Raw genomic sequence first — 18019 nt, 5'->3', positions numbered from 1 at the left:
GAGTAGGCTGAAGAGGATCAATCAGATAATCCGCTGAGAAAGATTTTCTTCTTTACATCTTTGGCATTTTATCAACCAGAAATTCCGGATACCCAAAAAAAAGAACGTCTTAGCCCCAATGAGCGACATAGCCTTTATCCTGCGCTTCCAGTCCCGTAAAGTGGCATTCCATCTTCACCTTAATGATAGTTCCAATTCTCCGTATATTATAGTAACTAGCTGGTTGTGTAGATAAAATTTACTGGTGTAACAGTACTAATACTACTTGAGGGTAACACGTTCTGAGAACCGATCGGGTTCCAGCGCCGTAATGTAATCCCTCGATAGTATGAATAGGCCCACATGAATTGGGCTGGTCTTCAAAAAAAATAGGCAGTATTCAGATGGTAGCCCAAGAATCGCTTTCCAGCCCGACAGAGCCAATCAACGGCAAGCACCTGAAACAGCTTGCGTTGGTGTTAGAGAGCGTTCTGGGAGCGGGCGCCGTAAAGGATATCGATCTGGCTTACCTGATGAATGTTCCACTGAGTAAGCTCAGCGAACTCAAGAAAGCCAGGTCGTCAATTGAGCAATTACGGCAGTCCGGGGCGAGTCAATCTGCTGAGTCCGATGATGCGACCCTTGGTGAGGATGTTGGTGATACGTATCTGCGTCCTCATCAAGCAATTTTGACTCGGCTTTTGTTGCGTCACCCACAATACGCTCCGCTGGCTATGGTCGCTGAGCCGACTGATGTGTTCGAGCTGATCAATCCCTATATCCCTGTACCCGGTTCTAGCGAAAGTAGGAAGAACGGGCGGCAGCGGAAATCGGGTTTTGCCCCTCTGTTCGGGCGCTCGTACGTCACCTCGTACAAGCTGTTATCACAAGAAGCGATTGCAAGCGGTGGTAGTTTGCCGGTTATCCGTCTTCAGATGCTTGTAGTGGGCAAGTTTGCGGAAATTTTTGTGAATTTGCTGCTGCGATACGCGGCTATGCGGAATGAGCTTTCCAGGTTGGATTTCTCGGATTTGCAATGCTGTGGCTGGAAAGTGCTGAGAGATAAGGATTCTCATACCTCATGGATGGATGACAATCTGTACTCAGAGTTCGCGCTTGAACTGGATACTCAGTGGCGGGAATGGTTCGAGCACAATTACCTGGCGGTCCTCAGGGACGAAGCGCTCTCGAGGGACATTGATCCCGAGAAAGCCATATCACGTGGTAACTGGACAAACCGTCACGAGGTGACGTCAGCCAAGCTTTCTGAGTATGGGTTTCGAACCCAGCCAATCCTTGGGAGCAAAGACAGTCTCTTTGCGGTCTTCCGGGAAAGTTTCGAATTAACCAGCTCCGAGGCCTATTGGGCGCTTGGCCTGCAAATCAAGGCGTTCTACCGCTACAGAGGTCAGCCGAAGCAAAGAATCGATGCGCCGACCAGTATATTGATTCGGTATCTGAATCGGTATCCGGACGATATCGGATTATTCATTCCCAAACCTGCAAGCGGAAACGAAATCCTGCAGGTAATTCAATCTCTCGAGCCGACCTTCCGCGTTGGTCAGTTGGCCCCTCTGTTCGGGGCCTCTCGCGTGATGAGCTACGACTTTGCCCGGGAAGATCAGGCCTGTCCTTTCTTCGCACGACGACTGGCAAGTATTTTCCGGCAGCAAAATGCCCGTGGTGAGCCAATTTACGATAGATTACGAGAGTGTGTTGAAGATGAGCTTCGGGCCCGCAAGATCGATTCGGTCAGATTTTGGAGTGATGGTCGTTGGCATCATTGACTTTCGTCAATTGACATTGTTTACGAGATTTTACGTTCTTGACCTTGCTCAAGAATAAATTTCTCTTCATAGTTCTTCATAAGTTAAACTAGAAAATTATCGTACAGACATCACAAATCTGACGATTGCATTTTACATTGAAATATTTCTGTCACATGGAGAACGGTGAATGAAACGCTTTAACGCTCGGCAAGCCTTCCGTAAACCCGTCAATGCGTTCAAACAGAAAGGTGCTTCTGCACTGGAATATATGATCTTGGCTGCTGCGATTATCGTCATCCTCGGCGTGCTCTCGACGAACGACACTGTAAAGGATGCAGTTGAAAGTGCGTTTGAGAGTGTCTTCAGTCAGGCGGAATCTGAGATCACTGGCGAGTAGTTCTGAGAGTATTTTCGGACCACAGCCGGTCGGTTCGCAACATGGGCCGGCCTGGTCGTCAGTGACCTAAGTGATCAGGCCAATGGAGTGGCAATCAGTGATGAACAGTCTGCCCCGACGGGCGAATCAAGGCGTGAATGGATTAATCGGCTCACAAGGCGTTGTGGCGCTGGAGTTTATCCTGATTTTCCCGCTGATCATCTCGATCCTTTACGCCGCGTCAGCCTACGGGGTTTTATTCTTCCAGAAGTACCAGTTACAAAACATAGTAGATCGGGCCTCTGTGTCGGTTTTTGCACTGGATCGGAACCAGTGGTCCGGTTCAGTGAGTGATCGGGCCTTGGAGATCAGCTCGGAGACATTGGAGGCGTTGCTGGGGGAGTTCGATGGCTCGCTCGGCAAGTCCATCAACAGCAAGGGCTGCATCGTTGAAAATGCCAGTGGTGTGTCGTTGTTGCGCTGTCAGATTACTGCCAAAGGTGACTCCTCCCCCATGTTGCCTCAAATCACTCTTCCGTTCGTAGGTTCATTCCCGCCATTTCCCAAGGTTGTTCAAGTCGAGGCGGCGGTAGCGTTCTAGATAGCCCAGCACGCCTTCAAAGGAGGATAGGTCAGGCCTATGAAACCCCGTTATTTCGTTTCTTCAATCACGCTGGTTCTGGCAGTCGTTGCAGTCGCATTGGGAATCTTTGGGCTTTACGCTGCCGAGTCAGAGGTTCAGTCGAAACCAGGTGAGGGTGTTGGTCAGAATCAGATGAGCCAACGCACGCCGAAGGAAGAAAAGTCGTCCACCTTTCGATATCTGGTGGCCAAGGAGCCTTTGGCCCCAGGTGAGGTCCCCAGCCGGGATTCGTTTGTCGAAATCGTATCGGAAAACGAAATTAGCCAGGCCATCAAGAGCTCCGAGCTGCCGAACGACAAACCCATTGCCAGAGCGCTGGCATCAGGCGGACTCGTCACTTCGGACCTTTTTGAAAGTGCTACTGCGCTACAACGAGTCATCACCGACGGATTCCGCGCGATGGCTTTGCCCATGGATGAGGTAGATAGCATCGGAGGGCTTCTGCAACCGGGGGATTTTGTCGACGTGTTTGCTGCTTTTTCCGGGGGGCGTGACGCAGAGCCCTCAGTTGTGCACCTGTTGGAGAGTGTGAAAGTGCTTGCGGTTCGCGGAGTGGTAAATCCGAATACGGATACTGATGAAAATGATCGGCGCAGGAATACGACCCTTGTGCTGGAAGTTGCGGATGCGGATGCCCCGAGGCTCGCGTTGGCGGCCAGTGAAGCGACGCTCATGTACTCGGCGACAAAGCCCCCGGTTGCCGATGACCGCGAGGACCACAGTAACACCGTCGCTCTGGGCACATCTCCGGGAAATCCGCTCTTCTTGTCGGAATTGTCGCCCTTTCAGAACAAATCAGCCACAACAAGAGGGCAGGGACGGCAAAACCCCGGACGGGAAGTCAAAGTATTCGAGGGTTCCAACGCAAGGAGTGTTTATGTTCAGTGACTCCCTCGCCGTGAGAGTGTTGCGTAATGGGGTACTGCGAGTGCTTGCCCTGCTGTTGGCTCAAGCTGCAAGTGCCAAACCGGTGGCACCAGAGATCAATCTTGCTCCAGGTGAGCAGGAAGTTATCGCCTTGTCCGGCGCAGTGGAGAAAGTCGCCATTTCTGATCCTGCTGTGGCAACGGTGGTTGTATCAGGGGAGAACGAATTGCTGCTGAATGCCGAGTCCCCCGGCAATGCCGTCTTGAATATATGGCTTGAGGGCGATAGCAAAGCGCGAGTCTCAAACGTCCTGGTGAGTTCAACCGCGGGGGAGCGTCCCTCCTTTTCCATGCAGGTTCAAACGGATATCCGTGTTGTTGAGGTGAACAGAAGCAAGCTCAATACCCTGGGTCTGTATTATGCAAAGCTTTTCAACGGTGGGAAGACAAGCGTCGGTCTCGGTCCACCTGGGTCTGGCGGATTCCGGGGGATCGGTAATCCAACAAGCCCCATGGGTGGGATCGCCTCGGACGGCTTCAACTTTTTCCGGTTCGGAAGCAGTTCACTCAGTATCATTAATGCACTTGAGTCCGGGGGCTTTGCGTACACCTTGGCAGAACCGTCGCTGGTTTCATTGAGTGGTCAAAGTGCAACCTTCCTTTCTGGTGGCGAGTTCCCCATACCGGTTCAGTCTGACAGCGACGGCATACAAATTGAATTCAAGGAATTTGGTGTGCGGCTTGAAGTGTCGCCCACCGTTATTGACCAAAGCCAAATCATCCTGAAGGTGTCCCCGGAGGTCAGCGAGTTGGACTTTACATCCGGTGTATCAACAGGAGGGGTCGCCGTTCCGGGGCTCCGTATTCGCCGGACCGAAACCACCGTCTCCATGGCGCCCGGTGAAAGTTTCATCATCAGTGGGTTGGTCAGCAAGGCTACGATGAACAACAGCGATCGCCTTCCAGGGTTGGGCAATATCCCGGTCATTGGAGCGCTCTTCCGATCAGACAGAGTCTCCAGTGAGAATCGAGAGCTGATAATGGTGGTCACGCCCCACCTTGTTACCCCCAGCACAAACATGGATCCCGAGGTAAGACGGCTTGGCATGGAGTATGAGAACAGCAGTGAAAGCTGGCCCGACATGGCCGTTGGCGCGCAGAAGGCGGGTGAGCCTGTTGAGCACGGTTTGAGCTGGTAGGGAGAGTCAAATGTCTGGAACCTTGGTGTGTGTGTCAGATGACGTGGGCGTTCGCGTCTGGATAGAGCGTGTGCTGGGCGCGGACTGGACCCTGGAGTTTGTTACCGGGTCCGATTTGTCCCGGGTCAGTCGCCTGGTGCGAGCCACGAACGCTCCGCTGGTTCTGGTCGCGGTGGATGAGGATCAGCCCGATCGAGCTGTCAAGATTCTCTCCGCTATTGGTCAGGCCTGCGCGGAGGTCAATCTTGTCGCTGTGGCAAAGCGAGTCACCCAGGAGAGTTTGCTGAGCGTAATGCGGGCGGGCGCAAGGGATTGCTTGCTCACCGGGGGAGAGGTTGAGCGAGTCAAGGAGCGAGTTCGACAATTAACTCGTTTTACCAATGCTCCGCAGGATCAAGCTGCTGGTGGACGTGGGCGTAATATCATACTTGTCACTTCGTTCAGCCCCTTGGTTGATACCCGGTTCCTGTCACAGAACCTGGTTGCGGAAATGGCTAATAGGCTGGCAGGGAAGCGCATTCTCGCCATTGATGCCATGGCAAGCGATGGCCAAACCTTCTATCTGGATAATCTCAATCGCCTTTCCCTTGAAGAACTGATCAAACGACAGGACTCGGTCGATCAATCGTATCTCGACACCGCGCTTGATGAGTATACCTCAGGCCTCAGACTGCTCTCCGGCAACATTGCATCGAGCCAGTTTGAAGGGGATGCCGGCGCGGATTTGTTCATCACCGTTTCCCGTCTTGCGTCGCTCTTTGACCACGTGTTCATTCGGGTTGATGAAAGCCAAACGGAGAACTGGTTACGGACCATGGGTGGTAGCATCTCGAACCTGTGGTTGGCGATGCATCAAACGGTTGACCAGGCGAAACGTGGAAGCAGTCTTGTGCCCCGATTGGGGGATTGGATCAGCGAACAGTGCGATGTGGCATTGATCGTTGAAGGTTATGAACGCCGTGTGGACCCCCACATTGAGGAAATTGAGAAAGTTGTTGGCCTACCTTGCAGATTAACGCTGCCAATTGAATGGAAACAGAGGCTGGTGTCGATCAACTCCGGTTTGTCCCTGAACCTGTTGCCCTCCAGTTCCCGTTACCATCGCAAGTTGTCACGGTTCGTCAAGGAGCAGTTTTCAGCTCGACCAGAGGCCCGGGAGGGTTCGAAAGGTCACCTCCGGAAGAAGTTGTTCGGGAATGGAGAGGCTGAGGCATGACCCGTGTGGATGATGAATTCCAGAGCCTCAAGAAGCAGGTTCACCAGTTCCTGATCGAAAGGCTTGATGAGGAAGGTCTTGAAGTTGAAAAAATGGATCGCGCCTCTCTTCAGGCTTTCGTGCAATCGAACCTGGGCCATTATATCGCTGAGCGGCGCATCCCGATGGCCGCCTCCGACATCAACCTCCTTGTTCGCGAAGTCATCGATGAAATCGTAGGTTTTGGGCCGTTGCAACCCCTGTTGGAGGACGATCAGATAAACGACATTCTGGTGAACGGGCCAAATGATATCTTCATTGAAATCGCCGGCGTTCTTCAGAAAGTCCAGACACGGTTCATTGATGACGAACACGTCGTACGGATTATCCGTCGAATCCTCGCCCCGCTCGGCCGTCGCCTGGATGAAAGCAGCCCGATGGTTGATGCGCGGCTACCGGATGGCTCCAGGGTGAACGGCATTATCCCCCCGGTTTCCCTGGTTGGCCCTTCCGTCAGTATTCGAAAATTCAGCAAGAATCACCTCAGTGCCGGAGCGCTTATCAGCAGCGGCACCATGACCACGAAGTGCCTCGATCTGTTGATCGACATCGTGCAACAACGCAGGAACCTGCTCATCAGCGGTGGCACCGGCACGGGTAAAACCACAATCCTGAATCTCCTGAGTCAGTACATTCCCAAAACCGAGCGGGTGATTACGATTGAAGACTCGGCAGAGCTGCAACTGGAACACCCCCATATTGTTCGGCTGGAGACCAGGCCGGCCAACCTCGAAGGCCGTGGCCAGATAACCGCTCGGGATCTGATCATCAACGCCCTGCGGATGAGGCCGGACCGAGTGATTGTAGGTGAGGTGCGTGCTGCTGAAATCATCGAACTTCTGCAAGCGATGAACACTGGGCATGAGGGGTCAATGAGCACGATTCACTCGAACTCCGCCGCCGATGCCCTGGTGCGGATAGAAACCCTCCTTGCGGTGAACGGCTATGACGCCAGTGAAAGGGCTATCGGACGACTGATCGGTTCTTCAATCGATGTGATTGTTCAGTTGTCACGGTTGGCGAACGGTCGGCGCGTTGTCAGCGAAGTTATCGAGCTCAACCCGAGCTCCGACAATCCGTACAGTATGACGTCTCTATATAGAGCCAGCGAGCTGGAATTGGAGTCTCTGGAGCGTTGATGATGTCTATTTCGACGCAAACTGCGCACCTGGCCAGCATCATGTTCGGTTTGCTGGCGATGATCGTGCTTATTCTTCTCGTTCTGGTGGGGTATTGGCAGCGAAAGCGGGCGATCGTGCGGTCGGTGCAGCGCAGAATGCAGCTGGATCTACCCAAGCCTGGCGGGGCCCGGACAAAGCCGGGGGTGAGTCTGTTGGGTGACGTATTTGTCCGGGCAGGGCCCCAATGGTCCGTCGGCATACTTGCCACAGGGGCGCTTGTTGCACTCGTGATTGTCGCGGGCGTTGGTCTTTACCGCGGCGTTATCGAAGCTCTCATTACGCTGTTCTTTTTTGTCTCGGCAACATTTGCCCTGTGGCGAATGCACTTTGAACGACGCAGGCGCCAGATCATGGAGGAGCTGCCGGAAATCATTGATGCTGTTCTGCGTTCTATTACCGCGGGGCGGTCACTGGAGCAGGCGGTTCAGGGGGCGTTTTCTGATACCTCCGACGTCTTTGTCTCGCTGGCGTTGCGTTTGCGGAGTGCCATCCAGCAAGGTCGCGACTATACGTCGCACTTTGAACATTTCGGGAAAATGTACCATGTACCGGCCGTTGTCCAGATCGCTCTGGCCATAAGGACATCTGCTCGTTACGGCTCATCGATCAAGCCTCTGCTTCAGGAATTGGCAAAGAGTTCCCGAGTCCGTCAGGAGATGAGGCGTGAGTTTATAGCCGCGACGGCAGAACTTCGTTTCACGGCCGTTGTGTTTGCCATCCTTCCGCCTGGTCTGGCGGTTTACATGATGGTGATCAACGACGAATTCTCCCGCATCCTGCTGTCCTCGGATGCAGGCCATTCCATGATTGCCGTGGCGGGTGTTCTGCAAGTTGTTGGAAGCTTTGTCATCTGGCGGCTGATCAAGGGGGTAGGTCGTGAGTGATCTGTTATTGATCTCCGCCATTGTGATTGCCCTCTCCGCGCTTGTGACTGACAGGATGATCATTCCCGCAGTGATGATCCGATCAAGGACCCGCCGGCGGTTGGAATCTAGGCACCTGGACGAGGCGGATAATGGCGCAGAGTCGGTTTTTGCAGGCATCGCTATGTGGCTGGTTGAGCGCCCGATAATTTCGGGTGACTTCAAGGAGCTCGAGCCGCATCTGGAGGCGTCAGGTCGCTCACCCTCTGAGGCCCGTTACCACTATTTATTGTCGTGCTGGCTCGCCCCACTTCTGGCCACCGTAGCTTCCGCGTTTTTCCTGTCTCCGGAGGTGGCTTTTCTGATCTTCCTGGCCGCGTTCTACGTGCCGCGTCGGGGAATTCGGGCAGCGGGCACGGCCTCCGAGAAAATTCAGAACAAAGAGGCCATTGAATTGTGCCACTTGACCCGGATGCTCATGGAAGCAGGCCTCACACCTGAGCGATGTCTCAGGGTGATTTCCGTACAGGCCAGGGACGTCCTCCCACTATTGATTAAACGGATTGATCGATTTAACCGCGTCATGGAAAGCGGTGCTGACCGGAGCCAGGCCTTCGATGAGCTCTGTCGCAATAGGAACATAAGTGTTCTGCGTAACTACGCTGTTCTGATGAAGCAAAGCGGGAGCCTCGGGTCCCGCCTGTCGGACAGCCTTGATCAGATTATTCACGAGGGGCTACACGAGCAAAGAAACACCCTGAAAGAGGAGACCAATCGTGTGGGGGCAAAAATGACCGTGGTCATGATGGTCTGCATGCTTCCCTCGCTGTTTATCCTTGTGGGCGGGCCGGCGGCGATGTCGGTGATTAACGCATTGGGAAGTTAGCCTCGCTGAGTGCACGTCGAACGAAGAAGGGAAGGGCGGATGAAACTGATAAAGCACAGAGAAGTGGCAAGGGCAAAGGTTGAGGGAGTCGGAGCCCTCTTGATCAGTGCTTTACTTGCCGGATGTGCCGCCTCGCCAGAGGCCGATAAGCAGGGTCCGGGGGCGGCTGAGACCGCGCATGGAGCGCCGGTGTACAACATCGGTTGTTCGACCACGTTACAGCCTGAACACCGGGTTGAGCTGGATTTGGTGGATAGTTTGATGGAAGCCTCCGAGCACTATGCCGCATTGGCGCAGCTGGAATCGGTTTCGTTTGACACCCAGCAGCATTGGCTCAGATGGGCGCAGCTACTTGCTGAAGTTGGTCAGCTGGAATATGCGGCGGAGGCGTTCACCGCTATCGCCGAACGCTGCGGTAGCTTCGAGGCATACCATGGCCTGGGTATTGTCAAAGTGAAAGAGAACGAGCTCGCGGAAGCCCTTCAGGCGCTGGCCCGGGCAAAAGCTCTGGCGCCCGCAGTGGCCGAAGTCAGAAACGACTACGGCTATGCCTTGCTTTTAAATGGCGAGTATGGAGTGTCCGCGTTTGAACTCAGAACGGCCTATGAGTTGTCCCGACAAAAAAATCGTGTCGTTGCCAATATGGTCGCGGCGTATTACCTGAACGGCGGAAAGGCGGCAATGAGTCAGCTCCGGCGGGAATTGGGACTGTCGTCCGGGCAGCTGGCAGCGGGTGAGCAACTGGCGAAATCCCTGGGGAGGAAATGATGAAACGATGGGCTTTGGGTATCGCTCTCTTGATCGGCTGTGCCGACCTTCCTGTCGCCCTGGCGCAGGATGATGCTGCGTATGAGGGTGGACTGATCGGTATGGATTATACGCCGGCTGAGCAATATCGTGCTCGAGCGATTCTCCAGCGACAGAGTGATCGCCCCAGTGAGCAGCGAGAAGGCGAGCTCTCCAATGAGCTTTACATCAAAAGCCTCGAAAGGCTGGCGGATACCTTCGAGCATCCGATTCCCGAAACGGCGAGCGAGTCGACTTTTGGTCAGCAGTAATAACCACAGGGCACCCCCAATCAAACAGCAAACAGGTTTGCTGGTGGCGATTTTGCCGCTGCTGATCGTGCTGCTGCTTGGCATAACGACGTTGATGATCGATTCAGCTCGCTTGCTGTCTTTGCGTTCGGAAATGCAGTCACAGGCAAACGCGGCTGCGACCGCGGCAGCCGATCAGGCGCGGGCCTGTTCCGGGCCTGACGCCAGCTTCCTCCTGATGCAGAATAAAGCGCTTGGGGCGGCACAGGCGCTGGGGTTTTCTGGAGATTCGTCGGAATTGAACGTACAACCGGGTCTCGTAAGACCGGGTGTGGGCGAGACCGACCGACTCGTCTTCATTGAGAAAGATCCGGCCAGTGAGCTCGATCAAACTAACGCCGCGCGCGTTACCTACACTCGGTCTGAGCGGTTGTCGTTCTTGTTACCGGAAGCATTGTTTGAACCGGTGCAGCTGAGTGTCTCGGCCGTCGCTCGCAAAGAAGTGGTTGCCACGGTGAGTGCCGCCGGCTCCACGGCTACCGTCCAGAACGGACTGCTGGGCAATCTGCTCGGTGTGGTCTTGGGCAATCCCGGTTACTCGCTCGATGCTACCAGTCTGAACAGTCTTTCCAACACCCTTTTGGGGGTTGGCGATCTGCTAGCGGCACTCGGAGTGGATACGGTTGTTGAGATGACCAATCTGCCCTTGTCAGAGGTGCTTGAGGCGGTAACCGGCTTGGTTGGCGGCGTTGCCTCACCGCTCGGTGCCGTGGTTGATGATCTGGTCGGGGCCGTGGGCGTTGATGAATTAAATGCTGGCGCCGTTTTCCAGGTAGTTGGTGGCGCCCAGGTGCCGGCCGACACAAACTTCCCCGTCTACGATTTCGTGACAAGTGTTGTGCTGAACAGTGTCAAGGCGCTCAACGAATCCACAGCAGGCCTGGCATCAGTAACCCTTGATTCTGACAACTCTCCAGTCATCGGTACCCTCATGGATTCCCTGGTCCAGCCGCTGCTGGGGGATATTGATCTGACGCTGGGGTTGTGGGTGGACGAGCCGCCGAAAATTGTCATCGGCCCGGCCCGGATGGACGCAAATGGCGAGCCGTTGACCACTGTCGCTTCTGCGGATATTCGCCTTGCGACCGATATCGGAATTCAGTTGGCTACCAGTGAGATAACCGGGTTGTTGAGTGCGCTGACCCTTGGAATCGTCGATATCGATTTGCTGGAAGACATTCGAGTGCCACTGGCTGTGGCGGTTGGCGGTGGTGAAGCCCGGTTAATCGGGGCTGACTGCGCACGGGGAAATGACAACACGGCATCTTTCGATTTCGAGACTCAAAGCAGTGTTGCCGATATCCAGACAGGCTATCTCGACACCTCCTCGGGTGTGGTCGAGCCTGCGGACATCGAAGCCGATCTACTGAAACTGCGACTGAGCCTGCTTAATATTATCGACATCCTCAATGTCGGCGTCTGTCTCAACGCGGGTTTGCAGGTTGAACTGCCCAAAGCCGAGACCTTTACCCGCCTGGAGTCCTACGACCTGTATTGCCCGGATGGCCAGTGTGAGAGTGTGCTCTTGTCAGGCTCTTCGGATGCGCCGTTGCAAGGGCTGGATGTCAGTCTCGGCCCTGTCTCTCTGGAGTGCGACTCAGATAGCGGAGTGTTGGGGACCTTGAAAAAGCCATCGGAGGCCTTGGTCAATGGCTTGTTGCCTCCCATTACCGGATTGGTAGAAGTCGTCACCCGTCAGGTGCTGGGCTCAGTGGTTTCACCGCTGTTGTCCGGTCTTGGCGCCGATCTCGGCGGCATGTCTGTCAAGGTTTTGAGCGCAAGCCAGGCTGGGGCCCAACTGGTCAGGGAGGGGCCATGATGTTCCGTTCTATCGAGCTGGCAGGGGTGCTGGGATAATGCCGCTGGAGATAAGTCAGATCGCGACTATGGAACAGGCCATTACGTTGGGGGCCGTGGCGCTTTTGGCGGCCGTGAGTGTCGTGCTTCTGATACTACTGCTTGTTTATCGAAAGCGTATGCACCGTCGGTTGCGGTACCTCGCGAGACTGGAGCACGAAGCCTCGAGGAAATATCGCTCTGCGGCGTTGGATAGCCGGAGCTTACTGGATCAAAGTCCCCAAATCATCCTGGTGTTCAAGCGGCACGCGCCGGTTTTGGTGCATGCAAATCCTCAGGCCTTGCACGTCTTTGACAAGACGTCTGTCGAAGCGCTGATGGACGATGTGATCAGCAAACCGGATGCGTGGTTAGACCGCCCTCACACATTGATTGATTTCGACGATTGGTTGGATCGAGCGCGTAGCCATGGCGTTGAGCGGCGCGAGTGGTGTTTCAAGGCCGGACCTGAGGGGCGTCTCTGGGTGGACGGTGTGGTCGCCAACGGTGTTTTTGATGGTCAGCCGGCGAGGATCTTTTCGGCAACCAATATTCACGACCACAAACGGGCTCAAAGGATCGCAGAACTCCGTAATTCGGCCTTGATGAAAATCATGTCCGATTGCTCGCTCGAGGATGCGATCGACTCATTAACGGCCGTGGTTGAAGCCATTATTCCTGGATCCGGCTGCGTGATTGCCCTTCACGATGAACAGAAGGCAATCCTGAAGCCGATAGGGACCACGCCCTTTGCCTGTCGTTTTCGTTCTGTTTTCAAAACCATACCACGCAAGTTTGGCGCAACATCCCTAGGCTCTGCGGCGTACACGGCGCGGCGTGTTGTCAGTGAGCAACTCCGGGAGGACCCTCATTGGCATGGCTATCAAACCTCGACAGATCAGTTGGGAGTAGCATCCAGCTGGGTGGAAGTGCTCTTTGATCATGCTGGTGCCGTTCAAGGCGTTGTGGCGATCTTCGGCTCGGAACCCAGAAGGCTTGCAGCTGAAGAGGTTTCAAACCTTCTACCCGCCGTCTCCCTGATTACGTTGGCGATCGAACGACATGGCTGGTTCAACCAGTTGCAAAGCACACTGGCAAGCGAGCGGATCATCAGGCAGATCGGCGTTGAACTGGTTAATATTGATGAGACAAGTTTCGTCCCGGACGTTCAGGGTGTTCTTGAGAAGATCCAGAGCGAGTTTGGCCTCGGTTCTGCCACCTTGTGGTCAAGATCGCTGACCAGCGAGTACTTCTTGCCGGTTTCCGAGGGAGTCAAAAGCCAGGGAGTCAGCCTTGATCAGGTGTCTGAGCTGATTGGATCGGGAGATTCCCGTTACCTGATGCCAAGGGATTCATTGTATGGCTCGTTGGGGAACACTCCGAGCCAGAAACCGATCCTGTTGGTTCCGATCACGGAAGAACGCTACACGCTGATCGGCTTTCTTGCGATTCAGGCGCGGCATGTCTATGTGGCCAGCTCGACCATTGAACACCTCACCATCATTGCTTCCATGTTCTCGACGGCGCTGATGCGTCGGCGTTTGCTGGAGTTTTTGTCGGAGTCGATCGAAGAAGAGCGCCTGGCGCGCAAAACGGTAGAAGGAGAATTGTCCGCCGCCCGGGAAATCCAGATGTCGATGGTTCCATCGGGTGGAAAGTTTAGCCGTCGCTATGACCGATGGAATCTTGCCGCATGCCTGAGCCCAGCCAAGGCGGTGGGTGGCGATTTTTACGATGTGATTACCCGGCCCGATGGCAAATTATTGATAACAGTGGGGGACGTGTCAGATAAAGGGGTGCCGGCCGCGTTGTTCATGGCCCGCACAATCGCCATGCTGAACCTTCTTGCCAAGGATGAAATTGACAACCTGACCGATCTGCTGCAGCGTTTGAATCGTGAGTTGTGCTCAGGCAATGACGCCTGCATGTTTGTAACCATGGTGCTCGTTCTGCTGGATCTCACCACCGGGAAAATCGAGTACATCAATGCCGGGCACAACCCGCCGTTGCTTGTAAACTACGTGACTGCTCCGCAATTCATGAGAGGCGAAAGTGGACCGCCGCTGGGTCTGTATGAGTCACCAGGCTATCGTGTCAATAAAAGCCGGATTGAGCCCGGAAGCAGTCTGATCGTCTATAGTGATGGGGTTACAGAAGCCTTTAACGAATCAGGTCATGAGTTTGGGGAGGATCGACTGGTGGCCGTCGGGTATCGGACTCAGTCCATACAGTCTGATCTCTTGGGCGAGATAGTCGAGGAAGTTTCCCGTTTTGCCGGCTATGCGCCGCAATCGGACGATATGACCATAATGACCATTGAACACATTGGTGTGGGGTAATGATGTTGCAAGTTCTTCCCAGGGAGCCAGTAACACCCATTCTGGACCAGGTGGCGAATGAGCTGAATAGCTGGGACATTGGTTTGGACAAGGTAAGCCAGTGCCAGTTAATCATTGATGAGCTCGTGGCCAACTTCAAAAGCCATGTGGCTTCGACGGTTGATCACCCGGGTATGTGCGTATCTGTTTCGGTGTCCAATGGTTATATTCTTATGGTTTTTGAGTATAAAGGCCCGAAGTTCGATCCGTCCGGGCACCTCGCGTCCATGACAATGGACGCTGTAACGGACCGAAGTGACGGAGGCATGGGGCTGCAACTGGTCCAGGCCTTCAGTGACCAGCAAGAGTACGAGTACCGTAACGGAGTGAATCGTTTGTCACTCGGGGTTTCTATTGTTCAATCATCAGAGGAAGATGGTTTATGTCGTTGAGTATTTCATGTGACAAACCCGGTGGGGGTGTTCTGACTGTCACGTTAGCCGGTCAACTTAACAGTGACACCGCTCAACAGTTGCAGGAGGCACTGAACGACCATCTTGATCAAAGCATCAGGATGGTGGCTATTGATCTGGGTGAGGTGGGCTTCATAAGTTCGGCGGGCTTGAGGGTTATCTTCCGGTTGCTCAAGCAGACCAAAGCGCGTGGTGGTCAGGTTAGCGTGTCCAGGATGTCACCAGGCGTGCGCAAGGTATTTGAAATTGTGCAGGTCTTACCTGATCTGACCGTATTCGCAGATCAGGAGGAGATGGATGAATACCTTGCTGAGATTCAAAGGCGTGAGAGAGGGTAAACCCTGGTTGGAAGGATGAGAGGATGGCAATTGTACTGGACGGCACACTCGCCATTGACCGGGATGAAGACGGAGAAATCTGTAACATCATCTGGTTCTTGTATGGCCTGCCACAAGCCATTGGTGAGCCTTTTGGCGCTGTATTTCTCGAGGAAGCCTTTGGTGAGGGATCGCCGCAGATGGTCGGCTTTGAATTAGATGGAGAAGAATATATCGTCTATGCTGACTGGGAAGCTGCCAGTGAGCCCGTGTTAAGTGGTGAAGTCAGCGAGTTTTATCGTGAGTACGGGCATTTGCTGATTTCCGCAGTGATTGAGGATCCGGAAAGTGATCAGGGTGTCACCTACCGGGAGTGGCTTATGCCGGTTGAGTGTTTCGATAATTATATGGAACTGGCGAAGAAAATGGCGTGAGGTTGCCGGTTTATCCACTATCAAAAGGGCGGGGTACAGAATGAATACCCAGAGTGATGAGCTCTATATCCAGAACGTGAAAGCGATGGCGGAGAGGGGAATGGAAATTCGCCTCCTTAGCGGACGGTCCGTTCGTGAATTGGGCAATCCTGATGCCACAAAATCCACGGTAGGGATGAGCAGGACAATCGAAGCCGAGCTGATGAAGTGGTGTGTGGAATCGCTCGCGGTATCTGCGCATCAGGCACGAGCACTGGTCACCCGGGACTCTCAGCTGGTAGCCTCGCCCTATACAAAGAAAACCCGGACTGACAAGCCGGTGCCGCGCTTCGTCCCACGCGCCCCCATGGATTCGTAATCATCAACGTAATCCCAGATTACACGGCTTTGTGTAGTGGTGGCGCCCCAGGCCGTTAATAAGCTCAATCTTTGTGATGGGTTGGGAAAACAGGTAGCCCTGTCCCATTTGGCATCCCATATCGCACAATATCCTGCGCTGGCTCTCGGTTTCTATGCCCTCGGCGGTTACCGAAAGCTCGTATCCTCTCGCCATATTGAGCACTGATTCCACGATTGACTTGCCTTCCGTGGTATCGATGGCGTCGACAAAGGATTTGTCGATTTTCAGCTGTTTTACCGGGAGCTTGGTCAGGTAACTGAGGGTACAGAAGCCGGTTCCGAAATCATCCAGAACGGTAGGGATGCCAATCTCTGCCAGCTGCCCAATACAGTCTGACACGGCCCTCATGTTCCGGATGACCGACGTTTCCGTCAATTCCAGCTCGATGTCTTTTCCGGCAATCCCGTGATGATCCAGCGTGGACATCAGAAAGCTGACCAGTGAAGGGTCCTCGAAATGTTGTGCGGACACATTGATCGACAGTGGGCTGATTGACGGTGCTTTTCGTTTCCGGGTAGTTTTCAGAAACGATATCGCCTTGTGCATAACCAGGCGATCCAGCCTCGTGGCCAATCCCGCACCCTCCGCGATCGGCACGAACTCAGATGGGGGGATCTGCCCCAGGTGGTTGTCGCGCCATCGAGACAGTGCTTCATACCCGCAGGTTTGGCCGGTTAGCAGGTTCACCTTGGGCTGGAAATGCAGCTCAAGCTGATTGTTGTCCAGCGCCTCTGGTAATCGCTCACGGATAAAATCCGTCCGCGTGGCCAATGTTTGTGTATCCATCCCCTAACCCCTTTCGGGTCCCCCTGAGCGATGTGATTCCTTATCGTATTGATGCTCATGTTCTGACGCCAGCATCTTTTTCAAGATTTGACAAATGATTATTTGTAAAAAAATAGAACAAACTGTACAAAATAAGTAGTCCTATACGGTAAATTTTTTGCTACAGTAATGAGTGACGGGGTGAATCGTGTTCTCAGGTGGTTGTCGGATCGTCGCTCCCGTCTCAAATGGAACAAGGTGTTCGGGCATCACGGGTGTAAGGAGGCACTCAGGCATGGTTCTACTTACGGTGGCTCTCGCAGGTATTGCTTCTTGGCTGGGTCTCGCCGTGCTGAGGCCCCTCGCTGTCACGCTGAATCTTGTGGATCTTCCGAATGGTCGTAAGATGCACGTTGGTGCTGTGCCGCTTATCGGGGGGTTGGCCATTTTCAGTGGGCTAACATTAGCCTGGGGGCTGATGATGCCAATGGCGCACGGCTACGGCGTGTTCTTCGTTTGCGCTTTCATGTTGGTCATGGTCGGTGCCCTGGACGATGCGATGGATTTGTCAGCCCGGTCAAGGCTCATCGCACAGATCCTGACCGCTATTACTCTGGTACTGGGTACCGGCCAGTACCTCCAGTCTCTGGGGGATCTTGCAGGATTCGGAGCAATCGATCTCACGTTATTCATTGGCTGGGCTGTCACCACGGCGGCGGTTATTGGTGCGACCAATGCGTTCAACATGGTCGATGGCATCGATGGTCTGGCGGGTACGCTCGGTTTGGTGGCGCTTGCTGCTTTATCCTTGTTGTTTTATGCGCATCCGGCCCATGGTCCGGACCTGGTGTTTGCGACAGGCCTGTGCGTCGCCCTGATTCCCTACTTGCTTATCAATCTGGGATTGATTCCCGGTCATCAGAAAGTCTTTCTGGGGGATGCCGGTTCCATATTTCTGGGTTTTGCCATCATCTGGCTTCTGGTGCGTGCCAGCCAGGGCGACGAGCCGGTCATGCGCCCCGTAACGGCTTTGTGGCTCGTTGCGGTACCTCTGATGGATATGGTGTCGATCATGGCGCGGCGCCTGCGCCGTGGCCAGTCCGTTATGGCTGCAGACAGGCAGCATCTTCATCACATGCTTCTCAGAGCGGGTTGCACTCAAGGGCAGGCGCTGGCCTGTATCAGTGCGGCCGCGGTCCTGTTGTCGATCTTCGGGCTGGCGGGGGAGTCGTTCGCCGTGCCCGAATGGTTGATGTTCGGAAGTTTTCTGGCTGTATTTGTTATCTACGACTTTGCAGCCAGTCAGTTCTGGCGCTCATCCGTCGTCTATCGGAGCGCCTCCGAGGATAAGTAGTATTTGTG

The 18019-nt window shown here is 54.3% G+C and carries 19 protein-coding genes; 18 read left to right on the top strand and 1 reads right to left on the bottom strand.

Annotation, left to right across the window (positions count from 1 at the left end; all coding sequences use genetic code 11):
- The first annotated feature begins 383 nt into the window (after positions 1-383).
- From DET50_RS16790 to DET50_RS16710, 17 genes are all read left to right on the top strand, one after another.
- The gene (locus DET50_RS16790; protein ID WP_113863900.1) at positions 384-1766 is read left to right on the top strand and encodes a hypothetical protein; all 1383 of its coding nucleotides are present in this window, start codon (positions 384-386) and stop codon (positions 1764-1766) included.
- Between the two features lie 169 nt (positions 1767-1935).
- Positions 1936-2145 (top strand): Flp family type IVb pilin, encoded by a 210-nt coding sequence (locus DET50_RS16785; RefSeq protein ID WP_113863899.1) that lies wholly within the window; start codon positions 1936-1938, stop codon positions 2143-2145.
- 100 nt (positions 2146-2245) lie between these two features.
- Positions 2246-2725, top strand: a complete 480-nt coding sequence (locus DET50_RS16780) for a TadE/TadG family type IV pilus assembly protein (RefSeq protein WP_258546161.1) — start codon at positions 2246-2248, stop codon at positions 2723-2725.
- Positions 2726-2764: 39 nt separating this feature from the next.
- On the top strand, positions 2765-3655 hold the full coding sequence (gene cpaB / locus DET50_RS16775) for a Flp pilus assembly protein CpaB (protein ID WP_113863897.1): 891 nt from the start codon (positions 2765-2767) through the stop codon (positions 3653-3655).
- Positions 3645-4832, top strand: coding sequence for a type II and III secretion system protein family protein (locus DET50_RS16770; protein ID WP_113863896.1), 1188 nt, complete (start codon positions 3645-3647; stop codon positions 4830-4832). Before cpaB ends, DET50_RS16770 begins: the two co-directional genes overlap by 11 nt.
- Before the next feature lie 10 nt (positions 4833-4842).
- The gene (locus tag DET50_RS16765; RefSeq protein ID WP_113863895.1) at positions 4843-6048 is read left to right on the top strand and encodes a CpaE/TadZ family protein; all 1206 of its coding nucleotides are present in this window, start codon (positions 4843-4845) and stop codon (positions 6046-6048) included.
- Positions 6045-7226, top strand: coding sequence for a TadA family conjugal transfer-associated ATPase (locus DET50_RS16760; protein ID WP_113863894.1), 1182 nt, complete (start codon positions 6045-6047; stop codon positions 7224-7226). Before DET50_RS16765 ends, DET50_RS16760 begins: the two co-directional genes overlap by 4 nt.
- Complete coding sequence (locus DET50_RS16755) at positions 7226-8152, top strand: type II secretion system F family protein (protein ID WP_113863893.1); 927 nt, start codon at positions 7226-7228, stop codon at positions 8150-8152. Before DET50_RS16760 ends, DET50_RS16755 begins: the two co-directional genes overlap by 1 nt.
- Positions 8145-9017: a type II secretion system F family protein gene (locus DET50_RS16750; protein ID WP_113863892.1), complete on the top strand. Its 873-nt coding sequence runs from the start codon at positions 8145-8147 to the stop codon at positions 9015-9017. Before DET50_RS16755 ends, DET50_RS16750 begins: the two co-directional genes overlap by 8 nt.
- 39 nt (positions 9018-9056) lie before the next feature.
- Positions 9057-9785, top strand: a complete 729-nt coding sequence (locus DET50_RS16745; protein WP_113863891.1) for a tetratricopeptide repeat protein — start codon at positions 9057-9059, stop codon at positions 9783-9785.
- Complete coding sequence (locus DET50_RS16740; protein ID WP_113863890.1) at positions 9782-10075, top strand: hypothetical protein; 294 nt, start codon at positions 9782-9784, stop codon at positions 10073-10075. The genes DET50_RS16745 and DET50_RS16740 overlap by 4 nt, the downstream gene beginning before the upstream one ends.
- 37 nt (positions 10076-10112) lie before the next feature.
- On the top strand, positions 10113-11933 hold the full coding sequence (locus DET50_RS16735; RefSeq protein WP_113863889.1) for a Tad domain-containing protein: 1821 nt from the start codon (positions 10113-10115) through the stop codon (positions 11931-11933).
- 37 nt (positions 11934-11970) lie between these two features.
- A complete protein-coding gene (locus tag DET50_RS16730) occupies positions 11971-14289 on the top strand; it encodes a GAF domain-containing SpoIIE family protein phosphatase (protein ID WP_113863888.1) in 2319 nt (772 codons plus the stop codon).
- Complete coding sequence (locus DET50_RS16725) at positions 14289-14720, top strand: ATP-binding protein (protein ID WP_113863887.1); 432 nt, start codon at positions 14289-14291, stop codon at positions 14718-14720. The genes DET50_RS16730 and DET50_RS16725 overlap by 1 nt, the downstream gene beginning before the upstream one ends.
- Positions 14711-15079: an STAS domain-containing protein gene (locus DET50_RS16720; RefSeq protein WP_113863886.1), complete on the top strand. Its 369-nt coding sequence runs from the start codon at positions 14711-14713 to the stop codon at positions 15077-15079. The genes DET50_RS16725 and DET50_RS16720 overlap by 10 nt, the downstream gene beginning before the upstream one ends.
- A gap of 23 nt (positions 15080-15102) precedes the next feature.
- On the top strand, positions 15103-15492 hold the full coding sequence (locus DET50_RS16715; RefSeq protein ID WP_113863885.1) for a hypothetical protein: 390 nt from the start codon (positions 15103-15105) through the stop codon (positions 15490-15492).
- A 40-nt stretch (positions 15493-15532) separates the two neighbouring features.
- On the top strand, positions 15533-15850 hold the full coding sequence (locus DET50_RS16710) for a hypothetical protein (protein ID WP_113863884.1): 318 nt from the start codon (positions 15533-15535) through the stop codon (positions 15848-15850).
- Between the two features lie 3 nt (positions 15851-15853).
- Here the strand turns inward: DET50_RS16710 and DET50_RS16705 are convergent, their stop codons facing one another.
- Positions 15854-16678, bottom strand: a complete 825-nt coding sequence (locus DET50_RS16705; protein ID WP_113863883.1) for an EAL domain-containing protein — start codon at positions 16676-16678, stop codon at positions 15854-15856.
- Positions 16679-16952: 274 nt separating this feature from the next.
- Between DET50_RS16705 and wecA the strand changes: the two genes are divergently transcribed.
- Positions 16953-18011, top strand: a complete 1059-nt coding sequence (gene wecA, locus DET50_RS16700) for a UDP-N-acetylglucosamine--undecaprenyl-phosphate N-acetylglucosaminephosphotransferase (protein ID WP_113863882.1) — start codon at positions 16953-16955, stop codon at positions 18009-18011.
- Positions 18012-18019 lie beyond the last annotated feature (8 nt).

This window comes from Marinobacter pelagius (assembly GCF_003315345.1).
GTDB classification, from domain to species: Bacteria; Pseudomonadota; Gammaproteobacteria; order Pseudomonadales; family Oleiphilaceae; genus Marinobacter; species Marinobacter pelagius_A.
Note: the sequence above shows the minus strand (reverse complement) of the source record. Positions and strands in the feature narration are given on the sequence as shown.

Bases quoted from the DNA above. Each gene is read 5' to 3' on its own strand.
- DET50_RS16790 (WP_113863900.1), top strand. From the start codon at position 384: ATGGTAGCCCAAGAATCGCTTTCCAGCCCGACAGAGCCAATCAACGGC.
- DET50_RS16785 (WP_113863899.1), top strand. From the start codon at position 1,936: ATGAAACGCTTTAACGCTCGGCAAGCCTTCCGTAAACCCGTCAATGCG.
- DET50_RS16780 (WP_258546161.1), top strand. From the start codon at position 2,246: ATGAACAGTCTGCCCCGACGGGCGAATCAAGGCGTGAATGGATTAATC.
- cpaB (WP_113863897.1), top strand. From the start codon at position 2,765: ATGAAACCCCGTTATTTCGTTTCTTCAATCACGCTGGTTCTGGCAGTC.
- DET50_RS16770 (WP_113863896.1), top strand. From the start codon at position 3,645: ATGTTCAGTGACTCCCTCGCCGTGAGAGTGTTGCGTAATGGGGTACTG.
- DET50_RS16765 (WP_113863895.1), top strand. From the start codon at position 4,843: ATGTCTGGAACCTTGGTGTGTGTGTCAGATGACGTGGGCGTTCGCGTC.
- DET50_RS16760 (WP_113863894.1), top strand. From the start codon at position 6,045: ATGACCCGTGTGGATGATGAATTCCAGAGCCTCAAGAAGCAGGTTCAC.
- DET50_RS16755 (WP_113863893.1), top strand. From the start codon at position 7,226: ATGATGTCTATTTCGACGCAAACTGCGCACCTGGCCAGCATCATGTTC.
- DET50_RS16745 (WP_113863891.1), top strand. From the start codon at position 9,057: ATGAAACTGATAAAGCACAGAGAAGTGGCAAGGGCAAAGGTTGAGGGA.
- DET50_RS16740 (WP_113863890.1), top strand. From the start codon at position 9,782: ATGATGAAACGATGGGCTTTGGGTATCGCTCTCTTGATCGGCTGTGCC.
- DET50_RS16730 (WP_113863888.1), top strand. From the start codon at position 11,971: ATGCCGCTGGAGATAAGTCAGATCGCGACTATGGAACAGGCCATTACG.
- DET50_RS16725 (WP_113863887.1), top strand. From the start codon at position 14,289: ATGATGTTGCAAGTTCTTCCCAGGGAGCCAGTAACACCCATTCTGGAC.
- DET50_RS16720 (WP_113863886.1), top strand. From the start codon at position 14,711: ATGTCGTTGAGTATTTCATGTGACAAACCCGGTGGGGGTGTTCTGACT.
- DET50_RS16715 (WP_113863885.1), top strand. From the start codon at position 15,103: ATGGCAATTGTACTGGACGGCACACTCGCCATTGACCGGGATGAAGAC.
- DET50_RS16710 (WP_113863884.1), top strand. From the start codon at position 15,533: ATGAATACCCAGAGTGATGAGCTCTATATCCAGAACGTGAAAGCGATG.
- DET50_RS16705 (WP_113863883.1), bottom strand. From the start codon at position 16,678: ATGGATACACAAACATTGGCCACGCGGACGGATTTTATCCGTGAGCGA.
- wecA (WP_113863882.1), top strand. From the start codon at position 16,953: ATGGTTCTACTTACGGTGGCTCTCGCAGGTATTGCTTCTTGGCTGGGT.